We start from the raw sequence: 22150 nt of genomic DNA, 5'->3' as shown, positions 1-22150 counted from the left end.
AATTGTTTTTAATTGCTTCGTTTTTTTATAAAATTTGAATTAAATTTTATTGTTATTTGGTCGCCTGTTTTAATAGTTCCCAATAATGCAGTGGGTGGTTCAATCTTAAAATCTGTCATTTTTATTATACAGCTACCAGTAATATTTATTCTATCTCCGTTAAGTGTTAACAAAAAATCTAAAGGAACTGAATTAGTTACTCCACAAATAGACATGTCCCCTGTTAACTTAAATTCGAATATCAAATTATCAATTCTTTTTTGCGACTTTACACTGTTCAAGCTAAATGTTACATTAGGAAATTCATCAGTTCTTAAAGCTTTATATGTCTTTTTATCCATAGCTTTTTTACCACTCTTTAATGTTTCTGAATTCACATTAACATATAAAGATTCTAGTTTACCATTTAAAACATCTTGTAGCTTCATATGGCCAGTAAAATCATTAGAAATTACATCCCAATCATGTAAGCTTGAAGTTCCTGAAACTGTAATTGTAGAGCTACTCTTATTTAAGGTATAATCTTGAGAGCATACTTCAATGCTCAACAATAACATAAAAAATACTGCTACTTTTGAAATGCTTAATTTTTTCATGATGCTTGATTTTATACTTTAAAGTTCCTAAAACAGTCTAGTAAAAAGGATGACTTTTATCATATAATCAACCAATACCAAATAATTAATTTTTTAACATTTTTATTGAATTATTTTCATTAAAAATTAAATAAATCGTAGTTATATTTCACAAATCAAACAATTCAATATTGATGTAATAAATTAAAATTCAATAAAATAATTATTAAACCTAAAAATACATACTCTAAATAGTCTAATAAACCATTTACTACATGCTTTTTTTGATAAAGACAGATTATAATAATTAAAACCAAACTATCTCAAATAGCTTTTAACATGATAAGGATGGTTTTTTGTATATATTTGTTAAACACAAATTTGATTATGATGCTTAGAAAAGGATTTATACTAGCTTTAATATTACTCTATAATACAGCAGTTTTTGCTCAAAAGAAAGAAAAGATAAAAGGGAATAAAAATGTAACTACTCAAGAAACACCAATAAATTCATTCAACAAAATCTTGGTTGGAGAAGATTTCTTCATAGATATTATTGAAGGTGAAAGTGCCTCAATTTTTATTGAAGCTGATGACAATCTCCATGACATTATTCAGTTTAATGTAGCCGATAGTGTTTTAAGCTTTAAAACAACTAAAAAAATTACTTCAAGTAAAAAACTTAGTATAAAAGTTATTTACACAACATCTTTAAAAAACATTGAAACGATTGATGATGGAGAAATTAGTTCACTAACATCAATAAATTTAGATGATGTTTCTGTAAAAAGCAGTGGGACATCAAAAGCGTTTTTAAATATTAAATCTCAAACTTTTAACCTAAAAAGCAGCGATAGAGCAAGAGTAAAATTAAATGTTACAGCAAATGAAACTAAGTTTGAACTTAGTGATAATAGCAAATTAGACGCTTTGATTAATGCAGACGGGATGCTTATTGACTTATATCAAAGGTCTGACGCTAAAGTTCGTGGTCATTTAGACAAACTAAAAATAAGAGCAGGCAATTCTTCTAATATCGAAGGAAAAGAGCTAGTCTCAATAAATTGCGAAATCCTATCCGAAGACAATAGCCATGTTGCGGTAAATGTCAACGAAGAATTATTTATAAATGTTTCAGGGAGTAGTGAGATTTATATTTACGACAACCCAAAAATTACACTAAGCAAATTTGCTGATACAGCTAAACTTCATAAAAAGGAACAGAAAAAACAGTAAATATTTTTAAATAATAAAAAGGCGTAAAATAAATTTTATTTTTTTAGATATAAGGTGCAAGTTTAAAAACATCTCTTAGACTTGAAAAAACCGCTTCGTGATTTAAGATGTTTTCTTTCGGAATATCAGAAGCAATGAACTATACACGTTACTATATATAGTTTTTTTGTGATTGCTATCTGCTTTATTAAAATTGATGTCATAAAGAGATTCTCAGCAATTTATATTAGACCTATAAACTATTTTTGAATAGCCAACGAAGTCCATCGGTATATGCTCTAATTTTTGCTGAAGCGTGGCTTTCTCCATTCAAAGTGATAGCCTTCTTTGATGATGTCAATAAATTGTTGTTTATAAATTTGGATAATTTGTTGTAGGATTCGTGCATCATTGGTGTTTCATTCGATCCAACGGATAGAAAAATTGCTTTTTTTGAAAATGATGAGTTTAAATTTTTCAAAATAAAATAGTTGTCCCACCATACAGAAGGGCTCGATACCACATAATTGTCAAATAAGGATGAATTATTAGTGAGTAAATAGGAGCAAAATAAGCCTCCTAATGAATGTCCAAAAAGTGTTCTTGAGCTTTCTTTAACGCGATATTTGTTTTCAATTGTTGGAAAAACTTCGTCTGACAAAATATTGACAAATTTTTGAGCACCACCTGATTTTTCTGCTTTTACATCCTTTGAAGGAGTATAATCTACTCTTCGATGATACTTTGGATAATGCTTATAGCTAATGCCTACAATGACATATTCTTTAAACTCATTTGGAGATTGTAATCGTCTGTAGATACTTGTAAGTAACGAAAAATCATCATTTGCATCAAGTAAATAAATTACAGGATATTCTTTTGTGGAATTTTCATAATCAAATGGTAAAGCAATGAGTAGATTGTATTCTATCTTATTTATACTTGAAGTTAGAGTTAATTCGTTCGTACTTGGTATGGTGACTAAAGATTGCCCGAAAGTATAGTTGTTTATAGTAAGAAAATAAAATATTGCTAATCTATAAATAGTTATAATATGAAATTTTGACATTAGAATTTGTGTTTATTATTTTGTTTGACAATTGGTTATTATGATAAACCGGTTTACTGTATGATTTTGTTACATGTTTCAATAGTTTAAACCCTTTAACTTAGCATGTTTTCTGGTTTGTTAACACATATAAAGTATTCTGAGGAGTCATTTTTAAGAATGCAAATATCTAGAGTCTTTTTACTGATACCAATTCCTATATTTTTTATATAAAGTATTGGCATATCATTACGTATTTTATTGAGAAAAATCTTTTAGCCCTCAAAATTCATAGTCAATTCCAAGTTGGCATTGCATCAAATTCTAAATTATTGGTCAACTGTTTCTCCTCTTTTGTCCCCAAATTAATTTTGAAAATTTCTTGATTTCCTTTCACGCTACCAGTAAATAATAATTCATTTCCAGACTTCGACCAAGAAGGACTTGAGTATGATATAATATTTTTAGCAACAATTTCCAGTTCTTTACCTTTTGGCGACATAATAATTAAATCATAGCCCTTTTCTTTTTTACGGTTAACCGCTATGCTCAGACCATCGGGAGAATACATTGGACGCGTAAAGCTTTCTCCTTCAGGGCTTAATCTCTTTTTGGTTTTTGATTCGAGATGAAGACTATACAACACGTTTTCTCGGATATATGAATAAACTATAGACTTACCATCTGGATGAAAACTGCAAACAGCTCCCCAATTTGGTTTTATTGATTCGTTTTTATTATCAGAAAGTAACTCTTCAATTCCTCCTTCACTAGGAATAAGTATAATTTCCCAAACTCCATGTCTTCGTCCACTAAATATTATTTTTTTACCATTTGGACTCCAATTTGGGTACATTCCTTCTTTTGTAGTAATTTTCTTTAGATTGGAACCATCAGTATTCATTGTCCATATTGTATATTTATCATGACCATCAGGATCACTTTGAAATACAATTCTTGAACCATCAGGCGAAATCTGCGGATTTATATTATGAGGATAATGCCCGTTTCCTATTTTCTTAGTAAGTTTTTGTTTATTACTCCCATCGGCGCTCATTTTATAAATATCTCTACCTTTAGAATTTGATTCTGAGGTGTAATAAATATCATTGTCATTGATGTTATTGACGTTGTCAAAGCGTGAATTTGAACTAAAAAAGAACAGCAGTAATAATATAGATAATATTTTCATTTTTAATTGATTTAGTTTTTATAATGTTTGCTAACTCGAACAACCTATTCGTAAGCTAGACTTTTTAAACTTTAATAAAAGTATCTTATGACGCTAGCTATACAACCAGCTTAGTTAATTTACAGATGATAATGTCTGTTACCAAACACTTTATGGTTAGGGCTATTTTTCTGTAATTTTTATTTCATTTCTACCATCACGGTCTATTAGGAATATATCTCCTTTATCTTTCTTGCCATATCGGTAGGAGGAAAATGCAATTTGAGTTCCGTCGGGAGACCAACTTGGTAATACGTCTTTATTGTTATTGAATGTAATCTGTCGTTGATTAGATCCATCGAATTTCATCGTGAACAATTCATAGTCACCATCCCTATTTGATATGAACACTATCTCATTATTTATAGACCAATCTCCATGAATATCTAAATGTTTATTGTCTGTTAATTGTATCAATTCTGTAGTTTCTAAATCCAGCACAAATAATTCAAAATTACCAGTTCGATTACTTTCAAATAAAACTTTTTTACCATCTGGTGACCAACTTCCATATCTATCTTTTGATGGATGATTTGTAAGATTTACTGGGTTTGTTCCATCTACTTGTATTAAAATCACTTCACTGTTTACATCATTACCCAGACAATTGGAGCAGTATAATAACTGTTTACCATCTCTTGAAACCCGTGGGCTTATATTAAATGAAGTTGAATCTGAATCATAAGTAATTCTAATCAAGGAATCATTTTTGTCTAAAGCAAAAATTTCAGATCCACCAAATCGTTTTGATTTTCCATAGTCTGAGCTAATGAAAATTGTACTGTCTTTAGGAGAAAAATCACTCCACCATTCGTTATGATATGTATTTGTTATTCTGGTTAAACCAGTTTTATCAGGATAAATAGTGTAAAGTTCGGCACCTTCTGAATCATGTCTGTAGGTGTAGAACAAAATTCTATTACTTACTTTGGACCATCTTGGACCAGTATCGTAAACTAATGAATCCTGGTTCATTTTAACTTCTTGTGCTGAGCTTTTTTTATGTTTTTTTTGACAACCTGATAGAGCCATAAGAGTGATTAAGTAGACTGGTATAATGTTTTGAATTCTTTTCATTTTATTTTACATGTTATAGTAGTGTTCATTTTTAAATTAATTACAAATCCTAATGTGTTTAGGTAGGTTCGAATCTGGCCTCGTCCTCCGAATTACGATTATATTTTGTAGGTAATAGTATTATTTTAACATTTTCCATATTCAATTCCATTTATAAGATAAAATTCTCCAATAGGTTTAATCCCAAAACCTTTATTACATTTTTAGAGATGTTGTAGTAAATGAAGCTGCATAATTATACCCATTATTGGTTAACTTTTTTACATTGCTTCCATTGCTATCCATAATATATATATGATGGTTACTTCCTTTATTACCGCGTTCAAATATGATTTTTTTATCATCATAAGACCATCGAGCTCTCATATCCATTAAAGGATGATTCGTTAATTGGGTGGTTTTGTTTTGCTTTAAGTTCAATACATAAATTTCCAGATTTCCAGAAGCATCACCATAATAGAGCAATTGTGTTTTGTCATTAGACAGCTGAGGCATTAATTTGTTGCCATTGCTGTTGGTAAGAACTTCCTTTTTTGTACCATCAGGATTCATTCTCGCTATTTGATATGCGCCATTCATTTTTATGGAGTAGTAGATTTTGTTATCCTTGCCCCAAGACGGAGTTGCGTATGCTTTATTATCATCTGTTAAATTTTGCTGACTTTTTCCATTCGCATCCATTTTAAATATTTGAGAACTGCCGTTTCTAGAGGAAATAAAAAGTATCTCTTTACTATTTGGAGACCATGAAGGGAAATATTCAGCATTTTTAGAGTCAGTCAGCTGTTTATAAGTATTTGTTTTAAGATTTAATAACCAAATTTTCCACCATCCAACCCTTTCTGAGGTAAATACAATATACTCTCCATTTGGAGACATAACTGGACTGCTATCTTTTCTTTTGTGTTTTGTTATGATTTTAGACAGGCCTTCTTCATTGATAAGATAAATATTATCATTATTGTTTTGTTGCTTGGTAATGAGCATTTCGTAACTCTGTGAAAAAGAAGAAATTGAACAGAAAGTATAAAGCAAAAACAAAATCGTTTTATTTTTCATTTCCTGTTATTTGAGTTATTTGTCCTGTTTTTAAATTCTTTTTATAGAGAAAAAAAGATTTCTCCGATCTTCCAGAAGAAAATACTAAAAATTTTCCTGTTGGATCAATACTTGGCATGTAGTCGCTACTTTCATGGGTGGTTATCCTTTTCAGGTTTTTCCCACTTAATCTTACAGAATAAATATCAATATTTCCATTCTGAGTCGCCTCAAAAAATATCATCTTATTTTTCTTAGAAAAAACAATGTTTCTTGCCACCAAATTAGTAAGTTTTTTTGTGGTGCCATCCATACCCAATAACCATGCCCCTTTTTTAGACTCATCCTCAACTGAAAGTATGCGATAGTCGTTGTTATTACTTGTTACCAATGAGTACTTTTCAAAACCTTGAATTTTTATGGGTGCTGTATTGTTATGAGCAAAATTATAATTGTAATATTTTAATCCGTCTTTATCTTTTAAGGCAAATTCCAATCCTTGTTGGGTCCAACTACTTATAAACTGAGTTCCTGTCATTTCTTTCTTTAAAGGAAGCATCATTGTTTCTTTATTCTTAATGTTGAACGTATTAACTTTTAAACTCCCCATATTCTCTCCCATAGAAAAACCTATTGATTCATCGTCTGGAGACCATCTGGGTTCTATAGCCCATTTACCATCAGAAGGAGTAATCTGCTTTAGATTTTTTCCATCGGCATTGATCACAAAAATCTCTGGCTCACCATTATTTCTATACGAATAGAATGCTATCTTATCTCCCTTATTTGAAAACCTTGGCGAGAAATCTTTTTGGGCAAATACAAGGGTTGTACTTAATACTAAGAATGTTGTAAAATGTATTTTTTTCATGATTTAAAATTTGTTAAGACAAACCTAAATCATAATGCCCTATGAAAAAGTTAAGAAATTTATAAACAATCATTCATTTCATGAATTGAACAATTGTTTATAGTTAGATGGAGTCATTTTTTCAACTTTTTGAAAAGATCTATTAAAGGTTGATATAGATTTAAATCCACTTTCTTTAGCAATCGCTTCTAGAGTATACATTTCATATTTCTTATTTTGTATAAGTTGTTTTGCATATTCAATTCTAAATTGATTGATAAAATCACTAAAGTTTATTTTGTAAGAAAGATGAATTGCTTTTGATAGATAGTTGGAATTTGTATTAATAGATTTGGAAAGTGATTGAAGATTTAAATCAGGATCCAAAAAGACTTTTTGGCTAATAATGTAATCTTTAGCTTCTTTAGCAATTTTATATAATTCTTTAGAGTCTTTTTTCTTTTTTACATAAGCTTTTGGTATTCCTTCTGTGTTTGTTAAAGCTAATTGTGATATTAAAAACACTTCACCAGCTATAAATAAAATGGGAACAGGATTTTTAATAGAAATAGGAATAACAAAATACCCTAATAAAAATAGCAGGTATTTAATAACCCAAAGTATAAGAAAACCATAAATTAATATTCTTAACCATTTTTTACTGAGACCATTTTCTTGACCTTCTGAAGTAGACAAATAATTTCCAATTTTTCGCAATAAGATGATAATATAAATTAGTGGCTGCAATCTGTATAGAACAAAATCATTGAAAAAAAAATTCAATTTAAAATCTCTAATTGATAGTGCTCCTGAATCCAGTTGTGCATAAAAGTCTATGAGTAAATTGTATTTGTCATTCCCAGACATGCTGTAATCGTTAAATCTGTAAATTGTGTATAGCATAAATGGAAGAAAATGCAGTACGTCATATGTGTTTACTTTTTCGTTAAGGATTTTTTTAGAAATAAGATAAAGAAGAGGCCAAATAGCCAACGTTAATGCTTCTCCAGTAAAGGTAAAATGAGGTGCTTTTAGAATATATCTAGTATGAATAATCAATTCATGTATTATAATAAAACCTAAACAAAGAAGTAGTAACAGAAAAAATCTTGAGATGATTTTTTGTTTAAGGTGTTTTATTGAATTTACCGATAGAATCAGTAATTGTCCAAGGGCCATTAACGCAATAATACTATAAAATGTCATTTATTCAATTTCAACTAAATAATGTGTACTAATATATGAACTTGAATGAAAAAACTAGAAAAAAGAAGAGAGTTTATGCTATTAATTTTTGATTGTTCATTTCTATTTCAAATTCTTCTATAGATTTTATCCCTAAAGTAGCGTGCATTCTCTCTTATTGTACCAAATTTCTACCCGTTTAAATGAAGATAACGTTGCTTCGGATATCGTTTGATTTTTAAAGGTGTATACCCATTCTACATTTAAAGATTTAAAAAATGATCCTGCTGCTGCATTCCCCCAACAATTTTCTTTTCTACTGATGATTGTTTCATTAAACCAAAAAACACTGAAAATCATACGATCAACAGTGTTTTAATTCTAGTTGTTACTAGGTTCGTCGGGGTGGCAGGATTCGAACCTGCGGCCTCCACGTCCCAAACGTGGCGCGATAACCGGGCTACGCTACACCCCGAAAGGTTATTAAAATTAGAGGTGCAAATATATAGTTTTCTTTTAAGAACAAATAATTTTTTATTTGTATTTTCAAGTCAAAATAATAATACCATGAAACCATATAATTTATCTTTCTCTCTACTACTAATAATTAGTCTTTTTTCTTGCAAAGAAAATAAAACAAATGATGCTATATCTATAAATAGTTCGGTAATAGCAGACTATTCACATGAAGTAGTTGTACCAAACATAAATATTCCATGGGGATTTATTTTTCTTCCAGACGGTTCCATGTTAATTACCGAAAAAAGTGGTGAATTAATTCATTTTAAAAGCAATAAAAAAACATCTGTTAGTGGTTTACCAGAAATTAAAGTACAGGGTCAAGGAGGTTTAATGGATATAGAATTGCACCCAAATTATAAAGATAATGGCTGGATTTATTTGTCTTATGCATCTTCTAATGATGGAAACGGTGCAAATACAACAATTATGAGGTGTAAATTAGAAAATAATACCTTAATTGATAAGAAAGTGCTGTATAAAGCGCAACCAGATAGTAGACGTGGGCAACATTTTGGGTCAAGATTAGCTTTTGATAATGATGGATATTTATATTTCTCAATTGGAGATCGTGGTAATAGAGATATTAACCCACAAAACATAGAAAGAGATGGCGGCAAAATTTACAGGCTACATGATGATGGTCGTATTCCTGTCGATAATCCATTTGTTAAAGATAGGAATGCAAAAAAAGCCATTTATTCTTATGGACACAGAAATCCTCAAGGTATGGTAAAGCATCCAGAAACTGGAAAACTTTGGGCACATGAACATGGACCTAGAGGAGGCGATGAAATAAACATTATCGCTCCAGGTAATAATTATGGTTGGCCAGTAATAAGCTATGGTATTAATTACAGCGGTACAAAATTTACCGAAATTACCGAAAAAGCAGAAATGGAACAACCTATACACCAATGGACACCATCTATTGCACCGAGTGGAATGGCATTTGTTACAAGCAATATTTATCCAGAATTTAAAGGAAACTTATTGGTTGGGTCGCTCAAGTTTCAATATTTAGACTTGTGTATTTTAGATGGTAATAAAATTGTTAAAGAAAAGAAGCTTATTGAAGGTTTAGGACGTGTAAGAAGCATAGAACAAGGTCCAGATGGCTATATTTATGTTGGAGTAGAAAATGTTGGTATTGTTAAAATAATTTCGAAGAAATAACCTTAAATTTGCTCTGATTAATCAAACAAACTATTCATGCTAATAATTGGAATTGCTGGAGGTACAGGTTGCGGAAAAACAACAGTTGTTAACCAAATACTTAACGAATTACCTGAAGGAGAAGTTGGTGTAATTTCTCAAGATTCCTATTACCAAGATACTACGCATCTAAGTTATGAAGAGCGTGTAAAAATAAATTTTGATCATCCAAGATCTATAGATTTTGGTTTGTTAGCAAATCATTTAAAAGAATTAAAAAATCAAAAGCCAATTAATCAACCTGTATATTCTTTTGTTCAGCATAATAGAACTGGCGATACCATACTAACACATCCAAGAAAAGTGATGATTGTAGAAGGTATTTTAATACTTACTAACCCTGAACTTCGTGATATGTTTGATATTAAAATATTTGTACACGCCGATAGTGACGAACGCCTTATAAGACGTTTAAAACGTGACATTTCAGAAAGAGGAAGAGATCTAGATGAGGTATTATCTCGTTACCAAACTACCTTAAAACCAATGCACGAACAGTTTATTGAACCTATGAAAGAGTATGCCGATATTATTATACCAAACAATAAGTACAACACCGTTGCAGTTGACATAGTAAGAACAATTATTAATGAAAGATTGTAATGGTAAATTTTATAAAAAAAAATAAGCGCTTTCTTAAACCATTTAAAAATGTTGTCTTTGTCATTTCTTTAATATTTGCTATTTGGATGCTTTTTTTTGATACTAACTCTTGGTTTATTCACAACGAATTAAATAACGATATCAAGGCTCTTGAGAATGAAAAAGAATTCTACAAGAAAGAAATTGAAAAAGATAAAAAAGAAGTAAAAAAACTTAGTAGTGATAAAGGTATCGAAAAATATGGTAGAGAAAAGTATCATATGAAAAAAAAGGATGAAGAAATTTATTTAATTGAATACGAAGACAGTCTTAAAAATAATAAGAATGACTAAACAATTATTCAACGAGTTTGACCCAGTTTCAGCTAAAGCTTGGAAACAAAAAATTCAGCTGGATTTAAAAGGTGCAGATTACAATAAAACTCTCATTTGGAACTCTATAGAAGGCATCGATGTAAAACCTTTCTATAGCGCTGAGGATATAGAGAAAACTACTTTTACTGTAAATACAAACAAAGACTGGAAAATATGCCAATCTATCGATGTTAAAAACTCAAAAGAAGCTAACTTAAAAGCTCATGATGTTTTAAATAGAGGTGCCGAAAGCTTGCGTTTTATTATAAAAAATGAAGAAATAAACGCATCAGAACTACTAAAAAACATAGGCTTAAAAAACATTCCTGTCTTTTTTGAATTGGACTTTCTTTCTTCTGTTTATATATCAGAATTAAATAATATTGCAGAAAAAGAAAATGCCATTTTCTATCTTCAAGTAGATATTTTAGGTCATCTGGCAAAAAGCGGCAATTGGTTTTATAGCCTAAAAGAAGATCATAAAATTTTAGAAGATATCATCTATAGGTACTCCTTTTTAAAGTCATCAATTTCAATAGATACATCATTATACCAAAATTCAGGTGCAAATATTACGCAACAATTAGCGTATGCCTTAGCTCATGTAAATGAATACCTAAACCATTTTGGAGAAGCGATTAAAAACAAGATATTGTTTAAAGTTTCAGTTGGCTCTAATTACTTTTTTGAGATTGCCAAACTGAAGGCTTTACGATTATTATGGCACTCGTTAGCCTCAGAATATTATAAAACCCCTTTCGATTGCCTAATTATTACAACTCCAAGCAAACGAAACAAAACCATATACGATTACAACACCAATTTACTTCGTACCACAACGGAATGCATGAGTGCAAGTTTAGGAGGCTCTGATTATATTGATAATCTTAGGTATGATACAATATATCATAAAGAGAATGAATTTGGAGAGCGAATTGCGCGTAATCAGTTACTAATACTAAAACATGAAAGCTATTTTAACATGGTTAACAATCCAACTGAAGGTGCCTATTATATTGAGTCTTTAACACATCAATTAGCGGATAAAGCCTTAAGTGTCTTCAAAAATATTGAGAGTAATGGTGGCTATTTAAAGCAGCTTAAGGAAGGTGTTATTCAAAGGAAAATTAAAGAAAGTGCCTCAAAAGAGCAGGAATTATTTAATAAAGAAGACATTGTGCTATTAGGAACCAATAAGCATAAAAATAAAAACGATAGTATGAAACATGATTTAGAACGTTTTCCATTTCTTAAAAAGAACAAAAGAAAAACCCTTATAGAACCAATAATACCACATCGATTATCCGAAAAAAATGAACAAGAACGTTTAAATGATGAAAAATAATAACAACCTACTATTACATATTATGAGTTTCAAATTTAACTATTACATACTACTAATCTTACTTTTCACTCTATCGTGCAAAGATAGTAGTAACTCAACAGCAAATAAGCAAAGTGAACTATCGAAAAACCTATTAGGGAAATATCATTTTCTAGAAGATACTGGAACTCAAATTTATTTACCAGAAGCTTTCGAAAGGTATTCTTTAACAAAATATCAGCGCTTATTAGATTCGTTAACCACAAAAAAAGAATATAAAATAGAAACCGAAAGATTAGACGCTTTGGGTAAAATGGATGGTTCTTTGTATATCTATTACAATAAAGACAATGGAGCAACATATACTATAAATACTAGGCCTTATTTTGCTTTTACAAAAGATGACGCACCCCAATTGCTAGGTTTAATAACTTCCAGTAACGATAAAGTAAAAGAAAATAGCGATGCAGTATTTACAAAAATGACAGCCAAGTATGGTGGCGATATAAACCAGCAATTATTTAAAACGGTTTACAAGGTTAGTGGCAAGAGCATGAAAAACGATGTCTACAATACGTCCTATATTATATCCTCTAAAGGAAAAACAGTTTTTATACAATTATCAACATTAGATGATATAAATTTTGATCCATATATTGAAAAAATGCTGCTGAAATAATTTTATGAAATTTAGATTTTTACTCATATTGATTATTTCACTCTTTTCTTGTCAAGAAACGAAAACTGTAAAAAGCAATAAAGCAATTGTTGATGGAAAGCACATAAAATTAGATGGTGAGTTTCTTAAAATATTTGTTCCTAAATCATTTACTAAATTTACTTTAGATGAGTATAAAAATGAAATTTTAAAAATTGAAGATTCTTTAACAAGAAAAAATCAACTATTAAAATTTAATCAATTAAAGTTCTCAAAAGGGGATATTTATTTTATAAAAGAAGAAAACAGCACATCCGAAATTTTAGTCAAAGAAATGGATTACTTTCCTTTTACTAAAAAAGAATCTGGTATGCTTCTTACAATGCTATCTAATTCATGTCAAGAATTTGCAAGTTCTAGTGGTGCAACATGCGAAAAAAGAGATGCTGGTTATTCCGGTAATTCTAAAACTAAAGTTTTTAAAGCTGTCTTTGAAATTGATTATAAAAGTCATAAAGCGTATAATTGTTATTATGCTATTACTTCTAATTCTAAAACATACATGGTTAGGGTTTTTACAAATTATCCGCTTAACTATGATCATTACTTAGAAAAATTAATTATTCGATAATGAGAAAAAATGTACAACATATTAGTCTTAAGTCTAAAGTAAAAGGCAAAAGCAAAAATGTAGAAAGCCATTTAACTGCTGAGGAAATTTCAATTAAGTCTACATACACAAAAGAAGACTTAAACAATGTTGAACATATAAATTTTGTAGCAGGAATTGCACCAAATCTTCGTGGACCATACAGTACAATGTATGTTAGACGACCTTGGACTATTAGACAATATGCAGGATTCTCAACAGCCGAAGAAAGCAATGCTTTTTATAGACGTAATTTGGCTGCTGGACAAAAAGGACTCTCCGTAGCGTTCGATTTAGCAACACATCGTGGTTACGATAGCGACCATGAGCGCGTCGTTGGAGATGTTGGAAAAGCTGGGGTTGCTATAGATTCTGTTGAAGATATGAAAGTATTATTCGATCAAATTCCGCTTGATAAAATGTCTGTGTCCATGACCATGAATGGTGCAGTGTTACCAATTATGGCATTTTATATCGTTGCAGCCGAAGAACAAGGTGTAAAACCTGAGCAGCTAGCTGGAACCATTCAAAATGATATTCTTAAGGAGTTTATGGTACGTAATACATATATCTATCCTCCTACACCATCGATGAAAATCATTTCAGATATTTTTGAATATTCAAGTAAGAACATGCCAAAATTTAACAGCATTAGTATTTCTGGTTATCATATGCAAGAAGCTGGGGCAACTTGTGATATTGAATTGGCTTACACTTTGGCTGATGGTTTAGAATATATTAGAAAAGGGCTGGAGGCAGGAATGGATATCGACACCTTTGCTCCTAGATTGTCATTTTTCTGGGCAATTGGCATGAATCATTTTATGGAAATTGCTAAAATGAGAGCAGCTCGTATGCTGTGGGCGAAATTGGTCAAGCAATTCAATCCTAAAAATCAAAAATCTTTAGCATTACGAACACATTGTCAAACTAGTGGTTGGAGTTTAACCGAACAAGACCCATTTAATAATGTTGCTAGAACCTGTATTGAAGCAGCTGCAGCCGCTTTTGGAGGCACACAAAGTTTGCATACCAATGCATTAGATGAAGCTATTGCTTTACCAACAGATTTTTCGGCAAGAATAGCTCGAAACACTCAAATATATCTTCAAGAAGAAACAAATATCGCAAAAACAGTCGATCCGTGGGCTGGAAGTTATTATGTAGAAAAGCTAACACATGATATTACACAAAAAGCGTGGTCTCTAATTGAAGAAGTGGAAGAACTTGGTGGAATGACCAAAGCTATTGAGGCTGGCATACCAAAAATTAGAATTGAAGAAGCTGCTGCACGTAAACAAGCACGTATTGATTCTAGTCAAGATATTATTGTAGGCGTGAATAAATACAGACTAGACCAAGAAGATGCTATTGCTACTCTAGAAGTTGATAATCAAACTGTAAGAAATGCACAAATTGAACAATTAAAACAGTTAAAAATCTCTCGAAATAACGACGCTGTAAAACAAACATTATCTAAATTAAGTGATGCAGCACGTTCAGGAAAAGAAAATTTATTAGCTTTAGCTGTAAATGCAGCAAGAGAAAGAGCTACGCTAGGTGAAATTAGTGATGCCCTCGAAGCTGTTTTTGGAAGATATAAAGCACAAATAAAATCATTTTCAGGTGTGTACAGTAAAGAAATAAAAGACGATAAATCCTTTAAAAAAGCTCAAGAATTAGCAGATAAATTTGCTGAGCAAGACGGTCGTAGACCTCGTATTATGATTGCCAAAATGGGACAAGATGGTCACGATCGTGGAGCAAAAGTAGTAGCAACTGCATATGCTGATGTTGGTTTTGATGTAGATATTGGACCCCTATTCCAAACTCCCGAAGAAGCAGCAAAACAAGCTGTTGAAAACGATGTACATATTTTAGGTGTATCTTCTTTAGCTGCTGGACATAAAACCTTAGTACCTAAAGTTATCGAAGCTTTAAAAGGGTATGGTCGTGAAGATATTATGGTGATTGTTGGTGGTGTCATACCAAAGCAAGATTATCAATACTTATTTGATGCTGGAGCAGTAGCAGTGTTTGGTCCAGGAACAAAAATTAGTGAAGCTGCTATTAAAATTTTAGAGATTTTGATTGATTGATAAAATGAATTAACATTCCTATTATCCGGGAAATAAAAAGGTATAATGAGTATATTAATCCACATATAACCAGTTGTACGTAAGCTGAACAAACTATGAGTTTTAGTTATAAAGAATTTCCTAAAGATGTTTTTGATTCATTTTCACCTTTAATTGAAAAACACAACTTGTCTAAAACATTTAAAGGAGATTATTTTGTTCAACTTACAGGAAAAAAAGTAGTTCTTCAATTTGAATTTGATAGAGGAGATTTGTTTTGTGAAATTAAAAAGATAGGTGACGATTTTAAATTTGCTTTGTGGCAAGTTTATGAGTTTTTATTTCCTATCAGTCAAAAAAAGAATGATTCAAAAGATTATCCGAAAGCTGAATTAAAATTCTACTGTGAATTACTAAACAATGAAATGGAATCGATTATGCTCGGAGATTTTAGTTGGTATAATGAATTGAAAAAAGAGATTGAATATGAAAGTAGTCTAATAGCTGTGATTTATGGACCTGAAATGGATTATGAGCATCCAATCAGTCAAAAATTTTGGAAAGGAGATAAAAGTTGGAAATCTGACATGGAAGATTTCATAAAACAAAAAGGAATAAAATTAAAATAAAGCCTACGTACAACAACGTTTATAATTAATTGCTTGGTTCAGGTTTACGTGGAAATTCCTTCGGAATTTCCTCTGGTTCGTGAATGTTTGCTAAATTAGTTGCTTAACCACGCAACTAACCATACACAAGACCGATGGTATGTAATTGCCTGCGGCACGTAGAATCGCGTTTTGCAAACGCTTCCTTTCTACTAATTACATACCATCGTCCACTGTTAATTGCACCTCGCCAAATTAATTGTATATTTATTCGAGTCTACGAGAACTCCTCACGAAACTACACACATCAGCGTGTATAGCGAATGAGGCGCAATTATGGCTCTCCGTGAGGCGCGCCTCACTACGCCATACACAGTGGACGTTGGCAGTAATATCGAAAACCCAATCTATGAGAATAATTGTTGTTTTATTTATTTGTATTCTATTTTCAAATTGTAATGGAAAGTCGGATGAATTGAAAACATTTAATAGTTTGAAAAATACTGTATGGATTGATTCACTTTGTAACGAATTTCATTTTAAGGATTCCACTATTTCAAAAAGACTTTTATATCAAGAAAATTTGTTTCTTGACCCAATTGGAAAATTGAAATTTAATAATGAAATCGAATTAGAATTTGACTACGGGAATGATGATATTGAAAAGTATTATCTGGAAAGTAAACTAAATGGAAAATTAGTATTTAGACCTTTAGACGAATATAATGACAATCTGACTTTAATAAAAGCTGACTCAATTAAAACATCTGATTTAAAACTTCAAAAATTACACCTAAAAGTAACACCAAATTTTTATTATTCTGGTTTTAGAGAAATCACTATAACCAATGACAAAAAAATCACTTACAGAAAAGAAAGAAATGAAGGGAAATTAGAAACTGCAATCTTTTCTGATTCAACATTTCATCAAATAGAAACCTATTTAGAAATTTTAAAATTCGATGAATATAAAGACAAATATGAATTCTATATTTCTGATGGAGCTGATTATGAATTTAATATAATAACGAATAAGTACGTAAAAATCATTGAATCTACTATGCGACCACCAGAAGGATTGTGGAATTTGATTTCATTTATCGATTTTAAATTACAAACTGAACAAAATACTACTGCCAACACCGTGTATAATTAATTGCTTGGTCACTGCCGACTTACGAACATTCCTGCGGAATATTCTATCTGTGATTTATTTGCTAAATTAGTTGCTTAACCACGCAACTAACCATACACAACAACGTTACCCACCATTTGAGAAAAGATGAAAATACTAACAAACATTTTGATTTTATTAATTTCTGTTTCAGTTTTCGGACAGACAACATCTGAAATAAAACTAAACGAAGCTGTTTCAAAAAATCTTGAAAAAAATACAATTGATATTGTTGATAAAACTTATCTATACATAAATGATGGAACTTCTAATGAACTTTTTTATTATGCAATAAAACCTAAAGGTAAAATTGAGGGAACTCTAATTCTATTACCGCCAACTGCACAAAGTACAGAAGATGTAATCAATAACAATATTAAACTATCTGAAATTGCATTTGAAAAGGGAATTTTAGTAATAATACCATCAATTAATTACAATCTTTATCTTGATAAGATTACAATGACCTTTTTGAATACTACTTTCAAAAAAGCTATATCTAAATATAAAGCACCGAATGACAAAATAATAATCGGAGGTTTCTCTTTGGGAGGAATGAATGCGATTAGGTATATAGAACTCTCAAAAGAAAATCCTGCTTTAACATCAATTCACCCTATTGCCGTTTATGGAATAGACCCACCTTTGGACTGGACAAGAATTTACTATTCATTTCAACGAACTAAAGAGTTAGGCTTTTCAGAAGTAGCAGTAAATGAGGCAACTGATTATTTAGACAAACTGGATAAACAATTCGGAGGTTCACCAGAAAAAGCACCAAATACTTACATTCAACATTCAATGTATTCAAAAACTGAAAAAAACGGAGGAAATGCGAAATTTCTAATTGACTCACCTATTAGAATTTACTCTGACCCAGATATTGATTGGCATTTAAGAGAAAGGCAAACTGATTTTTATGACATCAATGCATTAGACCAAACAGCAATGATTAATGAATTAAGAATTTTGGGTAACGAAAATGCGGAATTTATTAACGCACTGGGAAAAGGGTATCGCTTAAACGGAATGAGACATCCACACTCTTGGTCAATTGCTGAACCGAATGAATTAATGGAATGGATAGTTGACAATTTGAAATAAAACGGTGGGTAACACGGTGTATAAAACATAGCTAATAAGCGCTTAACCAAAAGGTTTGTGTTTATTTACTAAGACCGCCAAATTTTTAATTTGGCTTTTAAAAAATGTAAAGTTAAAAACAAAATATAAAAATTCGGCTCTGTGTTAATCCGAAAAGTTAGTGTCTTTTTGCACGCTACGTTTCATACACAAGACCGTTGTGTTTCATTAAAAAGTCATCAAATAATGAATATTAAAATTCGAAATGCTGAACTTGAAGACCTAGCTGAACTTCAAAATCTATTCTCGGATACAATCATGGAAACTTGCCAAAATGAATATTCATTAAATCAAAGAAAAGTATGGAGTAACGCTGTGAAAAAAACAGAAAAATGGAATAAATCTTTAAAAGAAGAATTTTTCATAGTGGCGGAAAATGATGGAATGATTGTAGGGTTCAGTTCTCTTAAAAATGAAAATTATTTGAATTTAATGTATATACATAAGGACTTTACTCGGAAAGGAATTGCAAGTAGACTTTATGAAAACATTAAAACAAAATCTATTGAATATGGAACTAAAAAACTGAGTGCCGACGTCAGTAAAACTGCTAGACCATTTTTTGAAAAATTAGGATTTAGAGTTTTAAAAGAAAATAAAAATATTGTAGACAACGAAATTGTGATTAATTACAATATGTCTGAATGAAAAACGAAAACACAACACGGTGTATAAAACATAGCTAATAAGTGCTTAATCGAAAGGGTTGTGTATATTTAGAAAGTCCGCCAAATTTTTAATTTGGCTTTTAAAAAGAGAAAAATTAAAAACAAAATATAAAATTCGGCTCTGTGTTAATCCGAAAAGTTAGTGTTTTTTTACACGCTACGTTTCATACACAGATCGTTAGCTGCAAGCAAAAAACAGGACAATGACATTTAACGAAATCTGGAATAAGCACAAAGGTCATTTACTAAATTTTATCAAAACTAAAATTGATGACGAACATATTGGAGAAGATATTTTACAAGAAGTTAGCATAAAACTACTTAATAATCTAAACCGAAAAATAGAGATTAAAAACTACAAAACTTGGCTCTTTCAAGTCACTAGAAATACAATTGCAGATTATTATAGAAAGAACAAAAAACATTCTGAATTATCAATAACCCAATCTGAAATCAACACCAATTCAAGTGCTTGTGTCTGTGATTTATCAGGTTTTGTGATTCAAACTTATCTACCCGAAAAATATAGTAGACCTCTTTATTTAAGTGATATTGAGCAAAAACCACAGCAAGAAATTGCTGAGATGCTTGATTTGAGTCTAACTGCAACAAAATCAAGAATACAAAGAGGACGAAAAAAACTAAAAGAATTAGTAAGTGATTGTATTGATATTTTTTACAATAACAAAGGTCAAGTCTGTGATTTTCAGTTAAAACACAACTGCGAACTTCCTCAAGAATTAAAAAATGAAATGGAAAGAATAAATTTAATTCCATAATCCTGCATCTTTTTGCTTTCACCTTGCGACTACAAGAGAAAGTAAACAAATGAAACATAAAATTGCATCCTCAGTAGTTGTACCAGCATTATTAATTTTAACAGGTATATTTAGTTATTTAACACTTCAAAATAATTGGAATTTTGAAATAGTATCCTATTCCATTTTCCTCTTTACCCTTTTTTACATTCTAATTTTAGAACGAATCATTCCGTTAAAGAAAAAATGGAAACCAAATAAACAGACTTTTTGGACAGATATTAAACATTTCATTTTTTCAACAGCAGTATTTGATGCTTTAGGAAAAATGCTTGCTTTATCATTGGTTATTTATTTTCAAGAAAAATTCTTTACAATATCTGATTTTTGGGATTCCTTACCATTTTTGGCAACATACATTATTGCTAATTTAATAGGCGAATTTCTTCCATACGTTTATCATAGAGTTAGCCATAAAGGAAATACGAACTCGTATTTAAGTCTTTTGTTATGGAAAATACATTCCATTCATCATTTACCAACAAGTTTAAATTGGTTTAAAACAAATTGGATTCATCCAATCAATATTTTCTTAAATACTTTTTTGAAAATGACGCCTCTTCTACTTTTAGGATTTAATAAAGAAATCATATTTTTAGTAGGTATAACACACGTAGTGATTGCCTACATCTCTCATGCAAACATTCAAACCAAAAAAAGTTTTTGGGATTACCTGATAGTAACACCTCAAATTCACCATTTTCATCACAGTAAAAAAATGGAAGAAGCAAAAAATTTTGGTAATATTTTTCCATTTTGGGACTTACTATTTGGCACATATTATAACCGAAAAGGAGCAGTTAAAGAAGTTGGAGTTATTGAAAACCATAAAACAAATTATCCAAAAAGCACAGCATATTTTAAGCAATTATTATTCCCTATAACAATTTCAAAGGAATGTTGTAAATAAATATATAAAATGAAAAAATATCAAATAACGACCATAATAATTACTACCGTTTTCATCTTTAGTCTTTTATCTTCTTGTCAAGTAGGAAGATACGTTTGGTTCAATTATGCCAATATTACAGACCATAAAATTTTTCCGTCAAGAACAATCCATAAAAGCACAGTTCCATTTACATTTGAGCAATCTAAAAATGGAAATGTTCCAAAAAAACTCATTGCCAAAAACAAATTAGATCATAATGAAGAATTTGATTTTGACAATTATTTAGAAGAAAGTAAAACAGTCGCTTTTTTAATAATTCAAAACGACACGATTAAATACGAAAACTACTTTAACGGTTATAAACAAACCTCTGTTTCGTCTTCTTTTTCAATGGCAAAATCAGTTGTTTCCATTTTAATAGGTATTGCAATAGATGACGATTTAATAAAATCGGTTAATGAACCAATTACAAATTATATTCCTGAATTAAAAGTAAACGGATTTGACAAAGTTACTATCGAACATTTATTGCAAATGACCTCAGGATTAGATTTTAATAAAAGTTATGTAAGTCCTTTTAGTGAAGCATCTAGTTATTATTATGGTACAAATCTTAGAAAAGCAATTCCTAAATTGAAATTGAAGAAAGAACCTGAACAAGAGTTTGAATACACAAGTGGAAGTCCCCAAATACTCGGTTTAATATTAGAACGTGTAATTAATGGAAAATCGGTAACTCAATATTTAGAGGAAAAACTATGGATTCCTTTAGGTATGGAATATGAGGCAAGTTGGAGTTTAGATAGAAAGAAAAACGGGTTAGAAAAAACGTATTGTTGTATTAATGCACGAGCGCGCGATTTTGCTAAAATTGGTAGACTATACTTAAATAAAGGCAATTGGAATGGCAAGCAGATAGTTTCAAAAGAATGGGTAGAGAAATCCACAAAAATTGAAACGTTGAAAGGAAGTGCACCTTATTACCAATATCAATGGTGGATTCCTAATAAGGATTCTTTTATTGCAGAAGGTCATTTAGGTCAATTTATTTATGTAAATCCTTCCAAAAATTTAATAATAGTACGATTAGGAGAAAAACACGGAGGTGTAGAATGGTGGTCTATTTTTGATAGGTTAAGTGAAAATTTAGGCAATGAATTCTTGCAATAGTAAATTAATAGAAACAGCCAGTGTATAACAAGCTATAAAATAATAGCAGTTTTAGTGCT

22 protein-coding genes and 1 tRNA gene are annotated in these 22150 nt (G+C 30.5%); 15 read left to right on the top strand and 8 right to left on the bottom strand.

Annotation, left to right across the window (positions count from 1 at the left end; genetic code table 11):
* Positions 1–8: 8 nt before the first annotated feature.
* Positions 9–596 (bottom strand): YceI family protein, encoded by a 588-nt coding sequence (locus ABGB03_RS04295; protein ID WP_347925122.1) that lies wholly within the window; start codon positions 594–596, stop codon positions 9–11.
* A gap of 366 nt (positions 597–962) precedes the next feature.
* On the opposite strand from ABGB03_RS04295, the gene ABGB03_RS04290 reads away from it, so the two are divergent.
* Positions 963–1811: a DUF2807 domain-containing protein gene (locus ABGB03_RS04290; protein WP_347925121.1), complete on the top strand. Its 849-nt coding sequence runs from the start codon at positions 963–965 to the stop codon at positions 1809–1811.
* 232 nt (positions 1812–2043) lie between these two features.
* Here the strand turns inward: ABGB03_RS04290 and ABGB03_RS04285 are convergent, their stop codons facing one another.
* From ABGB03_RS04285 to ABGB03_RS04255, 7 genes are all read right to left on the bottom strand, one after another.
* Positions 2044–2859 carry an alpha/beta hydrolase-fold protein gene (locus ABGB03_RS04285; RefSeq protein ID WP_347925120.1) on the bottom strand — a complete coding sequence of 272 codons (816 nt, stop codon included), beginning with the start codon at positions 2857–2859 and terminating at the stop codon, positions 2044–2046.
* Between the two features lie 274 nt (positions 2860–3133).
* Positions 3134–4030: a hypothetical protein gene (locus ABGB03_RS04280; RefSeq protein ID WP_347925119.1), complete on the bottom strand. Its 897-nt coding sequence runs from the start codon at positions 4028–4030 to the stop codon at positions 3134–3136.
* Between the two features lie 162 nt (positions 4031–4192).
* Entirely contained in the window at positions 4193–5146 is a 954-nt protein-coding gene (locus tag ABGB03_RS04275) for a hypothetical protein (protein ID WP_347925117.1), read from the bottom strand.
* 195 nt (positions 5147–5341) lie between these two features.
* Positions 5342–6205 (bottom strand): DUF5050 domain-containing protein, encoded by an 864-nt coding sequence (locus tag ABGB03_RS04270; protein ID WP_347925115.1) that lies wholly within the window; start codon positions 6203–6205, stop codon positions 5342–5344.
* Complete coding sequence (locus ABGB03_RS04265) at positions 6195–7055, bottom strand: hypothetical protein (protein WP_347925113.1); 861 nt, start codon at positions 7053–7055, stop codon at positions 6195–6197. Before ABGB03_RS04265 ends, ABGB03_RS04270 begins: the two co-directional genes overlap by 11 nt.
* 78 nt (positions 7056–7133) lie before the next feature.
* Positions 7134–8093, bottom strand: a complete 960-nt coding sequence (locus tag ABGB03_RS04260; protein ID WP_347925112.1) for an AraC family transcriptional regulator — start codon at positions 8091–8093, stop codon at positions 7134–7136.
* Between the two features lie 526 nt (positions 8094–8619).
* Positions 8620–8694 (bottom strand) — tRNA-Pro (locus tag ABGB03_RS04255).
* Positions 8695–8786: 92 nt separating this feature from the next.
* On the opposite strand from ABGB03_RS04255, the gene ABGB03_RS04250 reads away from it, so the two are divergent.
* The 14 genes from ABGB03_RS04250 to ABGB03_RS04185 all read left to right on the top strand — a co-directional run bounded on the left by ABGB03_RS04250 (position 8787) and on the right by ABGB03_RS04185 (position 22091).
* Entirely contained in the window at positions 8787–9914 is a 1128-nt protein-coding gene (locus ABGB03_RS04250; RefSeq protein ID WP_347925110.1) for a PQQ-dependent sugar dehydrogenase, read from the top strand.
* 36 nt (positions 9915–9950) lie between these two features.
* Positions 9951–10556, top strand: a complete 606-nt coding sequence (udk, locus tag ABGB03_RS04245) for a uridine kinase (RefSeq protein WP_347925109.1) — start codon at positions 9951–9953, stop codon at positions 10554–10556.
* On the top strand, positions 10556–10888 hold the full coding sequence (locus ABGB03_RS04240) for a septum formation initiator family protein (protein WP_347925107.1): 333 nt from the start codon (positions 10556–10558) through the stop codon (positions 10886–10888). The genes udk and ABGB03_RS04240 overlap by 1 nt, the downstream gene beginning before the upstream one ends.
* Entirely contained in the window at positions 10881–12254 is a 1374-nt protein-coding gene (locus tag ABGB03_RS04235; protein ID WP_347925105.1) for a methylmalonyl-CoA mutase subunit beta, read from the top strand. Before ABGB03_RS04240 ends, ABGB03_RS04235 begins: the two co-directional genes overlap by 8 nt.
* A gap of 22 nt (positions 12255–12276) precedes the next feature.
* A complete protein-coding gene (locus tag ABGB03_RS04230; RefSeq protein WP_347925103.1) occupies positions 12277–12912 on the top strand; it encodes a hypothetical protein in 636 nt (211 codons plus the stop codon).
* Between the two features lie 4 nt (positions 12913–12916).
* Positions 12917–13522: a hypothetical protein gene (locus ABGB03_RS04225; RefSeq protein ID WP_347925101.1), complete on the top strand. Its 606-nt coding sequence runs from the start codon at positions 12917–12919 to the stop codon at positions 13520–13522.
* The gene (scpA, locus tag ABGB03_RS04220; protein WP_347926376.1) at positions 13519–15639 is read left to right on the top strand and encodes a methylmalonyl-CoA mutase; all 2121 of its coding nucleotides are present in this window, start codon (positions 13519–13521) and stop codon (positions 15637–15639) included. The genes ABGB03_RS04225 and scpA overlap by 4 nt, the downstream gene beginning before the upstream one ends.
* 95 nt (positions 15640–15734) lie before the next feature.
* A complete protein-coding gene (locus tag ABGB03_RS04215) occupies positions 15735–16247 on the top strand; it encodes a hypothetical protein (RefSeq protein WP_347925099.1) in 513 nt (170 codons plus the stop codon).
* 388 nt (positions 16248–16635) lie between these two features.
* Positions 16636–17382 carry a hypothetical protein gene (locus ABGB03_RS04210; RefSeq protein WP_347925097.1) on the top strand — a complete coding sequence of 249 codons (747 nt, stop codon included), beginning with the start codon at positions 16636–16638 and terminating at the stop codon, positions 17380–17382.
* 126 nt (positions 17383–17508) lie between these two features.
* Positions 17509–18504, top strand: a complete 996-nt coding sequence (locus ABGB03_RS04205) for a hypothetical protein (protein ID WP_347925095.1) — start codon at positions 17509–17511, stop codon at positions 18502–18504.
* Between the two features lie 141 nt (positions 18505–18645).
* Entirely contained in the window at positions 18646–19191 is a 546-nt protein-coding gene (locus ABGB03_RS04200; protein WP_347925093.1) for a GNAT family N-acetyltransferase, read from the top strand.
* A gap of 223 nt (positions 19192–19414) precedes the next feature.
* Positions 19415–19990 carry a sigma-70 family RNA polymerase sigma factor gene (locus ABGB03_RS04195; RefSeq protein ID WP_347925091.1) on the top strand — a complete coding sequence of 192 codons (576 nt, stop codon included), beginning with the start codon at positions 19415–19417 and terminating at the stop codon, positions 19988–19990.
* A gap of 49 nt (positions 19991–20039) precedes the next feature.
* The gene (locus ABGB03_RS04190; RefSeq protein WP_347925090.1) at positions 20040–20939 is read left to right on the top strand and encodes a sterol desaturase family protein; all 900 of its coding nucleotides are present in this window, start codon (positions 20040–20042) and stop codon (positions 20937–20939) included.
* 9 nt (positions 20940–20948) lie between these two features.
* The gene (locus ABGB03_RS04185; protein ID WP_347925088.1) at positions 20949–22091 is read left to right on the top strand and encodes a serine hydrolase; all 1143 of its coding nucleotides are present in this window, start codon (positions 20949–20951) and stop codon (positions 22089–22091) included.
* The last annotated feature ends 59 nt before the right edge of the window (positions 22092–22150 follow it).

It is taken from the genome of Pontimicrobium sp. SW4 (genome assembly GCF_039954625.1).
GTDB lineage: Bacteria > Bacteroidota > Bacteroidia > Flavobacteriales > Flavobacteriaceae > Pontimicrobium.
This window is presented reverse-complemented; position numbering and strand designations above follow the sequence as displayed.